The following is a 15,376-nucleotide window of genomic DNA, read 5'->3' as shown; positions in this document are numbered from 1 at the left end:
TCCAGATGCCAGCCACCGCCAGCGACGCCGATGTCCACGTCCGCATCCAGGACCTGATGGCGCTGGAACCCGCGGCGCGCGGCTTGCGCTTTAGCAGCCGCCAGCCCATCAACAGCATCCTGGCGGGCCAGCATGGCTCGCGGCTGCGCGGGCGCGGGCTGGACTTCGAGGAACTGCGGCGCTACCTGCCGGGCGATGATTTGCGCCAGCTTGACTGGCGGGCGTCTCAGCGCTTGGGCAAGCCCTACATACGCACCTATAGCGAAGAACGCGACCGCCCGCTGCTGGTGTTGGTGGACCAACGCATGAGCATGCATTTCGGTTCGGTGCGCAGCTTTAAATCGGTGGTGGCGGCGCGCGTGGCCGCGCTGTCGTCGTGGATGGGGTATCTGGCGGGCGACCGCGTCGGCGGGCTGGTGTTCAGCGACGACGGCATCGAGCAAGTGCGCCCCTTGCGCAGCCGCGAACGCATCCAGGCCCTGTTTGCCGCCATCGTCCGCCGCAACCAGGCATTGCGCGCCGATGCGCCGGATGTGGACGCCACGGGCCGCTTGAACCAGGCGCTGCAGGGCGCGCTGGCGCATGCCCCGCATGACAACCTGATTTGCCTGATCAGCGATTTCGCGGGCGCTGACGATCAGACCTTGCGGCTGCTGCGTACGCTGGCCGCGCACAACGACGTGATTGCAACGCTGGTCTACGACCCGCTGGCCGTCCGCACGCCGTTGCAGGGGCGGTTAGTGGTTACGCAGGGTGAACTGCAAGTGGAAGTGGCGGCGGACCGGCAACAGGTGCGCCAGCCGCTGTCGGACTTTTTCACGGGCCGTTTGCGTGACGTGGCCGAGCTGCTGCGCCGCAGCCACGTGCCGCTGCTGTCGGTGGATACGGCCAACGACACGGTGACGCAGTTGCGCCGCGAACTTGGCAAGCAGGTGCGCCCATGAACGCCAACGACGCCAGCCCCAGCATCGACCAACTGCTTCAGTTGCCCTTGCCCGCGCCCGTCAGCTATTGGCCGCAGACCTGGGGCTGGGCGGTATTGCTGGCGCTGCTCTTGCTCGTCGCCGGGTGGGCTGTGTGGCGGGCAGTTCGCAAGCATCGCCGCAACCGTTATCGCCGCGCCGGCTTGCTGGAGTTGGACGCCATGCGGCAGGCGGCCCAGGCCGATCCCCTGGCCGCGCGCGCCTTGCCCGTGCTGCTCAAACGCGTGGGCTTGTCGGCCGTGCCTCCGGAGGACCGCACGCGTGTGGCGGCGCTGACCGGCCCGGGGTGGGTGGCGGTCATGGTGGCCGACGGCGGCAACTTTGCGCCGGACGCAGACGCCTTGCTGCGCACCTTGGCCTATGCGCCACCGGCCTCGGTCAAGGCCATTCCCGATGCCCAATTGCAGGCCTTGTTCGCCGCCAGCCGGCAGTGGATGGAGCACCACCATGTGGCGGCTTGAGTATCCCTGGCTGCTGGTGCTGCTGCCACTGGGCTGGCTGGCGTACCGCTATCTGCCGGCCTATGTGCAGCGGCGCGGCGCGCTGCGCATTCCCTTTTTTGAGTCGGTGGCACGCAGCGTAGGGCAATCGCCCCAGCGGCCCGGGGTACGGCGCGACCCGTGGCAGCTTGCGTTGAATGCGCTGGTCTGGGCGTTGCTGGTGCTGGCGCTGGCGCGGCCCGAACGGGTGGAGCCGCCCCTGGAACATCGGCAGCCGGTGCGTGACCTGATGCTGGCACTGGATATTTCGCAGTCGATGGAAACACAAGACTTCGTGACCCCCACCGGCCAACGAGGCGATCGCCTGGCCGGGGTCAAGACCGTGGTGGCCGACTTCATTGCCCGCCGCAAGGACGACAGGCTGGGCCTGATCGTGTTCGGCACCGCTGCCTATCCGCAAGCGCCCTTGACGCAAGACCACGCCACCCTGAGCCTGTTGCTGGACCAGGTTGCCACCGGCATGGCGGGGCCGAACACGGCCATTGGCGACGCGATCGGCGTGGCGATCAAGCAGTTGGAACACGCCACCGAGCGCGACAAGGTCCTGATCCTGTTGACGGACGGCAACGACACCGGCAGCGTCGTGCCGCCGGACCGGGCGGCCGTAATGGCTGCCGACCGCCACATCGTCGTCCACACCATCGGCATTGGTGACCCGCAAGCCACCGGCGAGGACAAAGTGGATTTCGATGCGCTTCGACGCATTGCGCAGGCGACGGGCGGACGGTTCTTCTCGGCTCAGGACCAGGCATCGCTGCAACAGGTGTATGCCACGCTGGACCAGATCACCCCGCACGAGGTGCGCGAACTGCGCCACCAGCCGCGCCAGGATTTTTTCTGGATTCCCCTGGGCCTGGCCGTGCTGCTGCTGGCGGGCTGGCATGGCGCGGCGGCGTTGCGCGCCGGCATGTCTCGGCGCAAAGCAGGACAAGGCGGGCAGGGTGGGCAGAACGGTGAGCAACGCAGCGACAGCACGGAGGACGCGTGGACATCGACCTGAGCGCCTTCCATTTCCTGCGGCCTTGGTGGCTGCTGGCGCTGCCGGCAGCGCTGTTGCTGCTGTGGCTGCGGCGCGCCGAGGGCGGCCGGCTGGGATGGCGCACATCGATCGCGCCCGCCTTGCTGCCGCACCTGATCGTGGACGCACCCGGCAGCCGTGGGCCGCGCCCGATCCATGCCGTGGCCGCCATGCTGATATTGGGCGGCATCGCTGCGGCGGGCCCGACGTGGGAGCGCGACCTTCCGCCGTTTCTGGACAACCAGGCGCCGTTGATCGTGGCGGTGGACCTGTCGCCCTCCATGGACGCCAACGACGTGCCGCCCAGCCGCTTGCAGGCAGCCAAGCACAAGCTGCACGACCTGCTGGACCGGCGTGCGGGCGCCAAGACGGGGCTGATCGCCTACGCCGGGACGGCGCATCTGGTCTTGCCGCCCACGGATGATCCGGCCTTGGTCGACCTGTTCCTGCAGTCCTTGTCCACGTCCCTGATTGCCGCGCCCGGCAAGGACGCGGCAGGCGCCATCAGCGTGGCCGCGTCCGTCATGCAGGCCACCCAGGCGGGCGGTACGGTGCTGCTCGTGACCGATGGCGCCGACACCTCACAACTGCCGCAAGTCGAGCAGCTTGCCAAAGCCAACCAATTCCAGATACTGGTACTGGCGGCGGGCGCGCAAGATGCCGGCGTGCTGCGCGATGCGCGCGGACAAACCCGCCTGGACGCGCAGGGCAAGCCGCTGCTGGGCACGTTTGACGCTGAGGCGCTCAAGCAACTGGCCCAGGCGGCCCGCGCACCCTTGGGCAGCCTGACGCTGAATGACGATGACCTGGACTGGATCACGCTGCACGCCCAGCGCCATTTCCAGGCGGTGCAGAACGAAGGCCAACCCGTGCACTGGAAAGACCTGGGCTATTGGCTGTGCTGGCCGCTTGCGGTGCTGGCGCTGTTGGCGTTGCGGCGCGGCTGGAACGTCAATTGGCTGGCGGGCCTGGCCTTGGTCGCTTTCGCCAGCCTGTATGCGCCCGACAGCCAGGCCAACCCGGTTACGGACGCCTTCTTCACGCCTGACCAGCAAGGCCGATGGGCCTACGAACACCATGAGTACGACCGCGCCGCCGCCTTGTTCCAGGACCCGTACTGGAAGGGGCGGGCGGCCTACGACGCGGGCGACTACCGCACGGCGCTGGCCGCCTTCGCCCGCCTGGACACCGCCGAAGGCAGCTTCTACGTGGGCAACACGCAGGCGCGGCTGCGTAACTACGACGCGGCCCTGGCGGCTTACGACCAGGCGTTGCGCCTGCGCCAGGACTTCCCCGAAGCGCGCAAGAACCGCGAGCTGGTGGCCAAGCTGCAAGCCGCCATTGAAACCGAGCAACAGGACGACAACAACAACGAGAAGCCGGACGACGTCGCCTACGACAACAAGAAGGGCGCCGGCAAGATGACCGCCGCGCCCGTTGCGCAAGCCTCGTCCGACGCGCTCTGGCTGCGCAACCTGAGCCTGTCGCCCGCGGGCTTCCTGAAGCAGAAGTTTGCGATCGAAGCCGCGCGCCAAAGCCCGGCGCAAGCGGAAGGCCTGCCATGAACGCAAGCGGATTCCTGCGCGGTCTTTTACACGCCATGGTAGTGGGGCTGATGGCTCTGCTGGCAGTGGGTGCAGCACAAGCGCAATCCCCAGACCCGGGTCCGCAACTGCGCGCCGCCGTCACCATGGAAACCGAGCCGCCGGTAACCGTGGGCGGCACCGCCACGCTGCACATTGAAGTGCTGACTTCCACCTGGTTCACGCAGCCCCCCGAGCTGCCCACGCTGACCATACCGGGCGCCATGGTGACCGGCCCCACGGGCGACGCCACGCTCATACGCCGCACCATCGACGGCGTGGCCTACAGCGGCATGCGCTATGCGTACCAGGTCAATCCCACGGCGGCCGGCGTGCTGCGCGTGCCGTCGCTGAGCATACGGGCGCAGGTGGGGCAGGCCAGCGCGCCGCTGACTGCCCGCACGGATGCGCTGGAAGTGCAGGCCGCCGTCCCGCCCGGCGCGGGGCCGGCTGGCAATGAGCAGTCTGGTACCGGGCCGTCGGGCGCGGGGCAGTCGGGTCACCTGCTGGTGGCCACCGGCCTGCAACTGACGCAGCAGATTGAGTTTTCCGCACAGCCCCCCGCCGTGGGCGATCACATCAGCCGCGTCATCACGGTGCAGGCGCAGGGCGCCCAGGCGATGCTGATCCCGCGGCCGGCCAGCGCCGATGTGCCCGGCTTGAAGGCGTATGTTGCCGAGCCGGTGCTGACGCAACTGTCTGATGACCGGGGCCGCTTTCTGGGCGGCCAGCGGGTGGACCGCATCGATTACGTGGTCGAGCGGCCCGGCGCTTATGCGTTGCCCGAAATCGAAATCCGATGGTGGGATCTTTCCACCAAGCAGGAAGCGCGCGCGGTACTGCCCGCGCAACCGTTCGAGGCCCGCGCGGGCGCGGCTTACCAGACGCCGTTTTCGGTGCAGGACGACCTGCGCGACCTGGGCCGGCAGGTGCAAGTCCGCATCCCTGGTGGGTGGCTGGCCGTGGCGGCCGGCGTGATTGTCGCCGCGTTGGCGGTCTGGCTGGGCCGGCCATGGTGGCGGCGCGCCCGTGCCCGCCTGCACGTGGCCGTGCAGGCCCGCCGCCGCCGCTGGCAATCGTCCGAAGCCTATGCCGCGCGCGCCTTGCGCCGCGACCTGGCACGGCCCGATGGCCGTCTGGACGCGCTGTACCGCTGGCTGCGCCGTGGCCGTCGTGCGGCGACGCTGCGCGAGGCCACGACAGGCTTGCCGACCGACCTGCGCCGGCCCGCGCAGGAAGCGCTGCGCGCCTGCTATGGCCCCGCGCCCGATCCCGCCCTAGGATTCCAAACCCTGCGCCAGGCGACGCCGCGCTGGCGCCAAGCCTTCCGCGCGGCCCACCCACCCGCGCCGCCTCATGGCCTGTTGCCGCTCAACCCTCGCAAGACCGATCCCGTCCCAGGAGAACCGTCATGAACCTGTCGATCCGCTTTGCACAGCGCTGCTACGCCATGCTGGCGTTGCTGCTCATCGCCTGCGCCGCGCACGCCCAAACGCCGCTGCCGTCCTGGAACGAGGGGCCGTCGCGCCAGGCCATCCTGGAATTCGTGGACGCGGTCACCAAAGAGGGCGGGCCGGACTATGTGGCGCCGGTCGACCGCATCGCGGTGTTCGACAACGATGGCACCCTGTGGAGCGAGCAGCCGATGTACTTCGAGCTGATCTTCGCCATGGATGAATTGAAGGTGCTGGCGCCGCAGCATCCGGAATGGAAGCAGGAACAGCCCTACAAGGCCGCGCTGGAAGGCGACCGCCAGACCCTGGCGGCCTCCGGCAAGGAAGGCTTGCTGAAGATTGTTGGCGTGACGCATACCAACATGACGACGCAGGTGTTCTCGAACGAGGTCAAGCAATGGGTCAAGACCGCAAAGCATCCGCGCTTCAAGCAACCCTATACCAGCCTGACCTTCGCGCCCATGCGCGAGCTGCTGTACTACCTGCGCGGCAACGGCTTCAAGACCTACATTGTGTCGGGCGGCGAAGTTGAATTCATGCGCGCCTGGGCGCAGGACGTCTACGGCATTCCGCCCGAGCAGGTCATCGGCACCACCTTCACCACGGAATTCCAGATGCAGGACGGCAAGCCGGTCTTGATGCGCCTGCCCAAGCTGGACTACAACGACGACGGCCCGGGCAAGCCTGTGTCCATCAATAAGTTCATCGGCCGCCAACCCATTTTTGCGTTCGGGAATTCCGACGGCGACCTGCAGATGCTGCAATGGACCATGGCCGGGCCGGGCAAGCGCTTTGCCGGCCTAGTGCGCCACACCGACGCCAAGCGCGAATGGGCCTACGACCGGGATTCCCAGATCGGCAAGCTGGACAAGGCCCTGGACGAGGCGAACAGCAAAGGCTGGGTGGTGGTGGACATGGCGCGCGAGTGGAAGCGGATATACGCTTTCGACATGCCGAGGTAAACGGCGGCCGGCAATAGAGCCAACTAGATAGCCAACAACAGAGCCAACAACGTAGCCAACTACACGGCAGAGGATTCAGCAGCATGCGGATGGGGACGGCGGCAATGAAAGGGGCGCGCGGAAAAGGGGCGAAGCCACAAGGTCCGGATACACAGGGCCCGAACACACTGCGCCCGGACAGCGACGCAGGCAGATTGACGGTAGCCCGTCCGGCCGCGCTGCTGTTCCTGTCTGGATCGGCGGCACTGGTGTTCCAGGTGTTGTGGATCAAGCAGCTATCACTGGTGGTGGGCGTGGAGGTCAGCGCCATCGCGGGCGCGGTCAGCGCCTTCTTCCTGGGCTTGGCACTGGGCGGCTGGCGGCTGGGCCGCATGGCGGATCGGCAACATCGTCCGGTGCGCTTCTATGCGTTGTTGGAAACGGCAGTGGCCGTCAGTTGCGTGGCGGTGACTCTGGCTTTGGCACACAGCGCGGCGCTGTTCGTGGCGGTGGAATCCTTCAGCCCGCTGGCCGCATGGTTGATGATAGGCCTGATGCTGGTGGTGCCTTCCTTCTTGATGGGCGGCACCTTGCCGGTGCTGCTGCGCGCGGTGCATCGCCAGGACACGGGCGTCAGCCGGCGCGGCGGGGTGCTGTATGCCGCCAACACCTGCGGCGCCATTCTCGGCGCCTTGCTACCCGCGTTTTTCCTGATTCCACGCTTTGGCGTGCAAGGCGCGGCCTACGCCGCCGCGTCCTTGAATGTGCTGGCGGCGCTGGGCGCCTGGGCGCTGGACCGCAAGGCGGGCGACAGCGCCGCGCCCGCCGTGGGTGCCAAAGCAATGCCCGCCACTGCCATGGGCGCTGCGGCATCGGCCGCCGCGGCACCGGCCGCCGCAGCATCGGCCACCACGACTGCCCCTCCGCTGAACGGCGAAGCCCGTCTGGCCGTGGGCCTGTACGCGGTGGCGGGCGGCATTGCGCTGGGCTACGAAGTGGTGTGGTCGCAGATGATCGTGCCCTTCATGAGCACGCGCGCGTTTGCCTTTGCCATTGTGCTGGCCACCTACCTGGCCGGGCTGGCGATCGGCGCGGCGCTGTATGCGCGCCTGGCGCACCGCGTGCGCAACCCCTGGGCGGTGTTCGGCAGCTTGATCGCGGGCGCCGGCCTGATCGCCGTGCTGGAAGTGGCTGTGCTGGGCAAGTGGCTGGTGGTGGCGCAAACCTACGCTGAAGCCGTCGTCGTGCAATGGACCGGTAGCGACTTTGCCGGCATGTGCGCGCGTTTCGCGGTGGCGGCGGCCAGCTTCGTGCTGGCGCCCACGTTGCTGCTGGGCGCGGCCTTTCCCGCCGTGCTGCGCATTGCGGTGGGCGACACGCAGGTGGGCCGGGAAGTGGGCGCGGTCCTGGCCTGGAACACCTTGGGCGGCATTGCAGGCACCTTGCTGACCGGCTTCGTGCTGTTGCCGGCATTGGGTCTGGTGCGCAGCTTGGGGTTGCTGGCGGCGATGGCGGCGCTGGTGGGCGCGGCGGCGGCATGGCGCGGGCGATCAGGCGGCACGGCCACGTCAGGAATCGCCACGGGGCTGATCGGCCTGGCGGCCTTGGCCGTGGCGGTGCTGCTGCCGCAGGATCAATTCGCGCGGCTGTTGCCGGGCGCCAGTGGCGCCGGTCTGGTGTTCTACGAGGAAAGCCACGGCGGCACCGTTGCCGTGGTCGAGCAAACCAGCCAGGGATCGCGCTTCAACCGCCTGTATATCCAGGGCGTGTCGAATTCCGGCGACGCGATGCCGTCGTTGCGCTACATGCGGCTACAGGCGTTGTTGCCCTTGATCGTGCACAACGGCGATCCCAAATCCGCGCTGGTGGTGGGCTATGGCACCGGCATCACGGCGGGCGCGCTGTCGCAATATCCAGGGTTGGAAAAACGTGCCGTGGCGGAACTGCTGCCTGCCGTGCTGCGCGCCGCGCCGCATTTTCAGGGCACGTTCCAGGCCGCCTCCGACCCGGGGCTGGACAAACGCCTGCGCGACGGCCGGCGCGCGCTGCAAGCCAGCGACGAGCAATGGGACCTGATCACGCTTGAGCCGCCGCCGCCCTCGGCCACGGGCGTGGTCAACCTGTATTCGCGCGACTTCTATCAATTGGCCGCGCGGCGGCTCGCGCCGCAGGGCATCGTGGCGCAATGGCTGCCTTTGCCCACGCAGAACGAAGAAGACACGCGCGCGCTCGTGGCGAGCTTCATCCAGGTCTTTCCGCATGCGTCGTTGTGGACCAGCGAGCTGCACGAAATGCTGTTGGTGGGCTCGATGCAACCGTTGGAACTGGATGCCGCGCGCATCCAGGCCCGCTACGCGCAACCCAATACGGCGGCGGCGCTTAAAGCCGTTGGCGTGCCGTCGGCGGCCGCCTTGCTGGCCACCTGGGTCACCGACCGTGATGGCCTGGCGCACTTCGCTGGCGATACGCCGGCCGTCACGGACGACCGGCCGGGTATCGAATACGCCACCTGGGTACGCCCGCGCGAAGTGACGCGTACCTTGCCCAGCTTGTTGGCCGAACGCAGCCCGCCACCGCTTGCGGGCGCGTCGCAAGCCATGCTGGACGAGATGGACCTGGAACGGGCACGGCTTGACACCTTCTACCGCGCGGCGCTGGCCGCTTATGTGGGTGACCGCGAAACCTGGGGCCGCGAAATCAACCGCCTGGCCCGCAATGACGGCGACAACGCCTACTACCGCTGGTTCATGGGCAGCGGGCAGTAGCGCCTAGCTGCACACGCGGCGCCAGGGCGCGATCCCGCGCGGTGGGCAGTAGCCAGCGCAAGGCGTGGCGATCGACATGCCACTTTCGCAGCGCTGTTCGGGGTCCTTGTCGCCGTAGGGCACCGTGCCCTGGCAATCGCAACTGGCCAGGCCGGCGCCAGACGGCAGTTTCTTGGGTATCAGCGCGGGGGCTGGCGTGGCGGCGGCAACGCTGTCATCGTCATCGTCGTTCTGGTTCTGTATGGCGGCGCGCACTTTGCCCTGGGGCATGTTGCAGGCTTTGGCGATGGCCTTCACCGACTTGCCGTCTCCAGCCATCGTCATGATTTTCTGGTCGCTGCAAGCGGCCTGCGACGATGCGGAATAGCCGCCGCTCAGCGCAACAAGGACGGTCATGAAAAGAAGGGGCTGGCGCCAGGTCATCGCACGTCTCCAACAAGAACGAATCGGTCGGGCGAAGTACGCCGTATGCGTGATGGCGCTTCGGGAAGAAGGCGCGTTCAAGTGCTGGCGCCTATGGCCTGCGGCCTAGCGTAGTGTGCGCGTTTCCACGGTGTCAATGCGACCCGATTTAATAAACGGACGTGGCTGAAAGGCCTGGTAAACAAGCACTTATGAAGCTTTACCAGGCCAGCCCGCGATCAGGCGACGGATGCCGCGGCTAGCGGATGCGCGGCAATTTCTGCCTCGGCCAGGGCACGCGCCGCCAGCAATGCCGCGTCTCCGCGCGCGGTGCCTTGGACCGAAAAGAAGCTCACGTTGTGCAGGCCGATCGTGCCCAGCACATGCTTCAGATAGGGCGTGAGGAAGTCGGGTTGGCGCGCCGCGTCGCCCGAGTATTCACCGCCCGAGGATACGGCCACGTACACCGGCCGGTCCGGCAAGTTGCCGATCTTGCCTTCGGCGGTGATGCGAAAGGTGCTGCGCACCCGCACCACATGATCAATCCAGACTTTCAACGCCGACGGCACCGTGAAGTTGTGCATGGGCGTGGCAATGACAATGTGGGTGGCGTCTTGCAAGGCCTGGATCAGTTCGGTGGATAGGCGCAGCGCACCCCGGTTCAACACGTCGTCCGCCGGGTCCGCCGGCGCGCTTAACGCCAGCGCGTAGTCTTGGTCCACATGGGGCAGGCGGGTGGCGTCGATCTCCACGATGGCGGGCGCGGCGTTTTCTGACTCGGCCGCCAGCCGTTCGATGATGCGTTGCGACAGGCGGTGGCTTTCGGAAGCGCTGCCACGTGGGCTGCAGGTGATGTGAAGAATGTTCATACGGTCGTCGTGTCCAGGGTTTTGCTGAAGTGCAGGCCTTTGCTTAACAGCCCTTGTCGAAAGTAGAAGCGTTGCGCCAGCGAATTGGCCAAGCCGGTGTCCAACACCAGGCTGGCGCAGCCCGCCTCGCGTGCAATGCCGTCCAGCGCTTGCAGCAGGCGGGCGCCCCAGCGTCCACCGCGGCGCGTGGCATCCACGACCAGATCGTCCACATACAGGAAGCGGCCGTAGATCAGGTTTTCCTGGAGGCGGTAGCCGGCCAGTGCCACCGGTTTGCCGCCCTCGGCGCCTGCCTCCACGCCGGCCAGCAGGCAATAGCTTTGAGCACGCATGCGGCGGATGCGGGCAGTGAAGTCATCGGCGTCGGCAAGGTGCGGCCGAAGCTCGCGCATCAGCGGCAGGCAGGCGCGTAACGCGTCTTCGGTTTCGATGTGGTGCAGGGCGGAATCGGCCAGGGAAGTTTGCATAGGGGGCTGATGTCAGGGGGTGAGGTCAGCCGTCATCGTAGAGTTGCCATGCCATAATTTGAAGAGCCATAAATTGAACTTTGGACTATGCCATGATCAGCCGCCGCCCCGAGGCCCAGGCACCGCTTGCCCAGGACAGCACGGACCCGCTGTACCGCCAGGTTTATGAGCGTTTTCGCAGCGCCATCGCGGAGGGCACGCTCAAAGCCGGCGACCGCATTCCGTCGGCACGCGCCTTGGCCAAGGAAATGGGCGTGGCGCGCGGCACGATCGAAGTGGCGTATTCGCTGCTGGCCGCCGAGGGCTACATCCAGGCGCGCGGGCAAGCGGGCACCATCGTCGCGCCGGACCTGCAACCACAAGCCGCCGCACCCGCGGTCGTCGCGCCGGTCGAAGCGGCCGACGACGAGCACGGCTGGCATCGGCCGCCGCGCATCCTGCCGTTCCAGATGGGCATACCGGCCCTGGATGCCTTTCCGCGCAAGCTCTGGGCGCGCCTGGGCGCCCGTCAGTTGCGCGGCTTGCAGGTGGCCGACCTGTCGTATCCACCGTCCGATGGCTTGCCTGATCTGCGCACCGCGGTCGCGGCCTATCTACGCGTGGCGCGAGGCATTCAGTGCCAGCCCGCGCAGGTATACATCACGTCGGGCTACAACTTCACGATGCAGTTGATCATCCAGGCCTTGCTTGCGCCCGGCGACCGCGTCTGGGTGGAAGACCCCGGCTACCCGCCCACGCGGGCGCTGCTGGCCCAGGCCCGCTTGGATGCCGTGCCGGTGCCGGTAGACGCGGATGGCCTGATGGTGGCCGAAGGCGTGGCGCGCGCGGAGCAGGCCCGGGCGGCGGTGGTGACGCCGGCCCATCAAAGCCCGCTGTCCATGTCCTTGTCCCTACCGCGTCGGCAAGCGTTGCTGGACTGGGCCGAGCGCAGCCAGGCGTGGATTGTGGAAGACGACTATGACGGCGAATACCGTTACGTCAGCCGCCCGCTGCCCGCGTTGAAGAGCCTGGATACGCAAGGCCGCGTGCTGTATGCGGGTTCGTTCAGCAAGGTGCTGTTTCCGGGCATGCGCCTGGCGTACCTGGTGGTGCCCGAGGCGCAGGTGCCACGCTTTGACCGGATCAGCCGGTTGTTATCGGGCGGCGCGCCGGCCTATACGCAGGCGCTTTTGACGAGCTTCATCAGTGAAGGGCATTTCGGGCGCCATATCCAGCGGATGCGGCGGCTGTACAGCGAACGCCGCGAGGCCACGGCGGCGGGCTTGAGCGCGGCGCTTGGCACGCGCTTGCGGATTGATCCCCAGCCGGGCGGCATGCATCTGGTGGCGCGCATGGACGGCAAGCTGCAAGACCAGCCGCTGGCCGCGCGCATGCTGGAACAAGGCCTTTACGCGCATCCCTTGTCGCGATGGTCATCGTTGCCGGATCCGCAGTCGGGCCTGCTGCTGGGATTCACGAACATCGCGTCGCAAGAGCAGGCTTATGAATTCGGCCTGCGGATCCGGGCGTTGATGTAGCGGCTTAGGTATTGCCGACGCATCATCGGCGCATTGCCGGCCCGGATGCTTAGTTCAAACCGGCCTTGTCCAGGCCGAAGGCGGCGTCGGCCGACCCGGGTACGGTGCGAAACGCCACGTTCAGACGGTTCCAGCCGTTGATGGCCACCACGCGAAAGGTCAGATCCGAGATTTCCGATTCGGACAATTGCGCGCGCACCGCTTCATAGACCTCGTCCGGCACGCCATGGGCGGGTAGGGTGGTCAAGGCTTCGGTCCAGGCCAGCGCGGCGCGTTCGCGTGCGGAAAACAACGTCGATTCACGCCAGATGGCCACGTGATGCAGGCGCAATTCGCGTTCGCCACGAATCTTGGCCTGCTTGACGTGCATGTCCAGGCAAAATCCGCAACCGTTGATCTGCGAGGCGCGGATGTCGACCAGGTCGCCGAATTCCTCGATCACGGGCACATTTTTCATGGCTGCGCTGAAGTCCATGTACTTCTTGGACAGTTGCGCCGACACCTGGAAGTAATCCAACCGCTGGGTCATGTAGGTCTACCTTGTTGATACGTTGGTGTTGAAAGGGGAAAGCCATCAGGAACCGGTAGGATGCGGCAGAATGGCCCAGACCAGAAGTGCCATGAATAGTGTTTAGTTCTGGGCCATGCCCAGGCTGAAGCGGGACATGAAAGCGGCGCTTGAAAGCGGCCCGTGCCCCGGCTATAAGCTTGGAACAGGAGCAAGATTCCGGCGCTCCGATCGACCAAGAAGCCCACGTCCCATGCCGCACCCCCCATCGCATGACGAGCACGTCGCCAGCACGGCAGCCACCCACGAACACGCGCAACCGTCGCGCGGATCCTGTCTTGAAGTCTTCCTGATATTTCTGCGCTTGGGCCTGACCTCGTTTGGCGGCCCGGTGGCGCACCTGGCGTACTTCCGCACGGAATTCGTCGACCGGCGCCAGTGGTTGGATGACTACGCCTATTCGGATCTGGTGGCCCTGTGCCAGTTTCTGCCTGGCCCGGCCAGCAGCCAGGTCGGCATGGCGCTCGGCCTGCGCCGCGCCGGGTGGGCCGGCATGGCGGCCGCCTGGCTGGCGTTCACGCTGCCCACCGCGCTGGCGCTGATTGGGTTTGCGATGGGCCTGGCCCACTTCGGCTGGCTGTCCGGGTCGGCGGTCATACATGGGCTGAAGGTTGCCGCTGTGGCGATCGTGGCGCAGGCCGTATGGGGCATGGGCCGCACGCTGTGCCCGGACCGGCCACGCGCGGGGTTGGCGGTGGCCGCCGCCCTGATCAGCATCGTGTTGCCCACCGCCTGGGGCCAGATCAGCGCCATCTTGCTGGGCGCCGTGGTGGGCGCGGCGGCGCTGCAACTGCCCCCCCGGCCCATCATGGCCAGCCATTCCCAAGGCGCGTCGCGGGGCGCGGCCTATGTGGCCCTGGCGCTTTTTGTTGTGCTGCTGGCGGGCCTGCCAGTGTGGGCGGCCGTGTCGGATTCGTCGCTGGCGGCGCAGATTGCCGGGTTCTATCGCGCGGGCGCCTTGGTGTTTGGCGGCGGACATGTGGTGCTGCCCTTGCTGGACGCCACGGCGGTATCGGGCGGCATGGTGTCCAGCGCCGACTTCCTGGCCGGCTACGGCGCGGCGCAAGCGATGCCGGGGCCATTGTTTGCCTTTGCCGCCTTCCTGGGCGCCTTGTCGTCCGGCCCGTTGTCGGGATGGACGGGCGGCCTGGTGCTCTTGTGCGTGATTTTCTTGCCCGGCGCCTTGCTGGTGGCGGGCGCCTTGCCGTTCTGGGAAAGCCTGCGGCGGCGTCCTGGCGTGCGCAACATGATCGCGGGCGTGAACGCCAGTGTGGTCGGCATTCTGTTGGCGGCGCTGTATGACCCGGTCTGGACCAGCGCCATCTTGAACAAGGCCGATTTCGGCCTTGCCTTGCTGCTGTTCGCCTTGCTGGTCTATGCCCGCTGGTCGGCCGTGTGGGTGGTGCTGCTGGCGGCCGCCGGCGGATGGGCGCTGGCCTTTTTCGCCTAGGACTGCCAGCGCGGCGCGCGCTTTTGCAGGAAGGCGTCGATGCCTTCGCAGGCGTCGGCTTCCATCATGTTGCGCGCCATCACGTCGCCGGCATAGTCGTAGGCGTCGGCCAAGGCCATCTGGCGCTGCTGGTAGAACATGCGCTTGCCGTAGCGGATGGCGGTGGGGCTCTTGGCAAGAATGTCCGCCGCCAGCGCATCGACCCGCGCATCCAGTTCGGCCTCGGGCACGGCATCGTTGATCAGCCCCCAGTCGCGCGCCTGCGCCGCATCGATGAAGCGCGCGGTGACCAGCATTTCGAAGGCACGTTTGGCCGACACATTGCGGCTGAGCGCCACGGCGGGCGTCGAGCAGAACAAGCCCACGTTGATGCCCGACACCGCAAAGCGCGCCGTGTCCGCGGCCACGGCCAGATCGCAACTGGCCACCAACTGGCAACCTGCCGCCGTCGCGATGCCATGGACCTTGGCAATGACGGGCACGGGCAGCGCTTGCAAACCCTGCATGACGCTGCCGCATTTACGGAACAGCGCGCGGTAATAATCCAGGGAAGGCTGGCTGCGCATTTCTCGCAGGTCATGGCCCGCACAAAACGCCCGACCCGTGGATTCCAGCACCACGCAACGCACATCGGGGTCGCTGGCCAAGGCGTCGATCTCGTGCTGCAAGGCCGCCAGCAGTCCTTCGGACAGCGCGTTGAACTGCGAGGGCCGATTCAGGCGCAGCGTGACGACGCCGCCCGCCGAGCTGCGCAGCAGCAGAGGGTCCAGCGGTGCTTCGTTGTTCAGGGCGTCCGGGGCCATGTTGTCTCCAGGAATAAGTGTTTTCTGGATACTAGCGCAAGCCGATCGGGCGCGTT

Annotated in this window: 14 protein-coding genes; 9 read left to right on the top strand and 5 right to left on the bottom strand. The window is 67.1% G+C overall.

Features of this window, described 5'->3' with window-relative positions; all coding sequences use genetic code 11:
• Positions 1-5 precede the first annotated feature (5 nt).
• The 7 genes from P8T11_RS05480 to P8T11_RS05450 all read left to right on the top strand — a co-directional run bounded on the left by P8T11_RS05480 (position 6) and on the right by P8T11_RS05450 (position 9,244).
• Complete coding sequence (locus P8T11_RS05480; RefSeq protein ID WP_268077886.1) at positions 6-944, top strand: DUF58 domain-containing protein; 939 nt, start codon at positions 6-8, stop codon at positions 942-944.
• On the top strand, positions 941-1,444 hold the full coding sequence (locus P8T11_RS05475; protein WP_268077887.1) for a DUF4381 domain-containing protein: 504 nt from the start codon (positions 941-943) through the stop codon (positions 1,442-1,444). Before P8T11_RS05480 ends, P8T11_RS05475 begins: the two co-directional genes overlap by 4 nt.
• Entirely contained in the window at positions 1,431-2,483 is a 1,053-nt protein-coding gene (locus tag P8T11_RS05470) for a vWA domain-containing protein (RefSeq protein ID WP_268077888.1), read from the top strand. The genes P8T11_RS05475 and P8T11_RS05470 overlap by 14 nt, the downstream gene beginning before the upstream one ends.
• Positions 2,468-4,066, top strand: coding sequence for a VWA domain-containing protein (locus P8T11_RS05465; RefSeq protein ID WP_268077889.1), 1,599 nt, complete (start codon positions 2,468-2,470; stop codon positions 4,064-4,066). Before P8T11_RS05470 ends, P8T11_RS05465 begins: the two co-directional genes overlap by 16 nt.
• Entirely contained in the window at positions 4,063-5,499 is a 1,437-nt protein-coding gene (locus P8T11_RS05460) for a hypothetical protein (RefSeq protein WP_268077890.1), read from the top strand. Before P8T11_RS05465 ends, P8T11_RS05460 begins: the two co-directional genes overlap by 4 nt.
• Positions 5,496-6,500 carry an HAD family hydrolase gene (locus P8T11_RS05455; RefSeq protein WP_268077891.1) on the top strand — a complete coding sequence of 335 codons (1,005 nt, stop codon included), beginning with the start codon at positions 5,496-5,498 and terminating at the stop codon, positions 6,498-6,500. Before P8T11_RS05460 ends, P8T11_RS05455 begins: the two co-directional genes overlap by 4 nt.
• A 194-nt stretch (positions 6,501-6,694) precedes the next feature.
• On the top strand, positions 6,695-9,244 hold the full coding sequence (locus tag P8T11_RS05450) for a fused MFS/spermidine synthase (RefSeq protein WP_268077892.1): 2,550 nt from the start codon (positions 6,695-6,697) through the stop codon (positions 9,242-9,244).
• Between the two features lie 3 nt (positions 9,245-9,247).
• Here P8T11_RS05450 and P8T11_RS05445 read toward each other — a convergent pair whose 3' ends face one another.
• From P8T11_RS05445 to P8T11_RS05435, 3 genes are all read right to left on the bottom strand, one after another.
• Complete coding sequence (locus P8T11_RS05445; RefSeq protein ID WP_268077893.1) at positions 9,248-9,640, bottom strand: hypothetical protein; 393 nt, start codon at positions 9,638-9,640, stop codon at positions 9,248-9,250.
• A gap of 245 nt (positions 9,641-9,885) precedes the next feature.
• The gene (locus P8T11_RS05440; RefSeq protein WP_268077894.1) at positions 9,886-10,515 is read right to left on the bottom strand and encodes an FMN-dependent NADH-azoreductase; all 630 of its coding nucleotides are present in this window, start codon (positions 10,513-10,515) and stop codon (positions 9,886-9,888) included.
• A complete protein-coding gene (locus P8T11_RS05435; RefSeq protein WP_268077895.1) occupies positions 10,512-10,982 on the bottom strand; it encodes a GNAT family N-acetyltransferase in 471 nt (156 codons plus the stop codon). Before P8T11_RS05435 ends, P8T11_RS05440 begins: the two co-directional genes overlap by 4 nt.
• Before the next feature lie 92 nt (positions 10,983-11,074).
• On the opposite strand from P8T11_RS05435, the gene P8T11_RS05430 reads away from it, so the two are divergent.
• Positions 11,075-12,499: a PLP-dependent aminotransferase family protein gene (locus tag P8T11_RS05430; protein ID WP_268077896.1), complete on the top strand. Its 1,425-nt coding sequence runs from the start codon at positions 11,075-11,077 to the stop codon at positions 12,497-12,499.
• A 49-nt stretch (positions 12,500-12,548) separates the two neighbouring features.
• Here P8T11_RS05430 and P8T11_RS05425 read toward each other — a convergent pair whose 3' ends face one another.
• The gene (locus tag P8T11_RS05425) at positions 12,549-13,028 is read right to left on the bottom strand and encodes a carboxymuconolactone decarboxylase family protein (protein ID WP_268077897.1); all 480 of its coding nucleotides are present in this window, start codon (positions 13,026-13,028) and stop codon (positions 12,549-12,551) included.
• 232 nt (positions 13,029-13,260) lie between these two features.
• Between P8T11_RS05425 and chrA the strand changes: the two genes are divergently transcribed.
• Positions 13,261-14,517 carry a chromate efflux transporter gene (gene chrA, locus P8T11_RS05420; RefSeq protein WP_268077898.1) on the top strand — a complete coding sequence of 419 codons (1,257 nt, stop codon included), beginning with the start codon at positions 13,261-13,263 and terminating at the stop codon, positions 14,515-14,517.
• Here chrA and P8T11_RS05415 read toward each other — a convergent pair.
• A complete protein-coding gene (locus P8T11_RS05415; RefSeq protein WP_268077899.1) occupies positions 14,514-15,320 on the bottom strand; it encodes an enoyl-CoA hydratase in 807 nt (268 codons plus the stop codon). The two genes, chrA and P8T11_RS05415, sit on opposite strands and share 4 nt — an antisense overlap.
• Positions 15,321-15,376: the final 56 nt, after the last annotated feature.

This window comes from Achromobacter spanius, assembly GCF_029637605.1.
Classification (GTDB): Bacteria; Pseudomonadota; Gammaproteobacteria; order Burkholderiales; family Burkholderiaceae_B; genus Achromobacter; species Achromobacter spanius_E.
The sequence above is the reverse complement of the archived record's forward strand: the minus strand, read 5'-3'. Positions and strand labels throughout refer to the sequence as shown.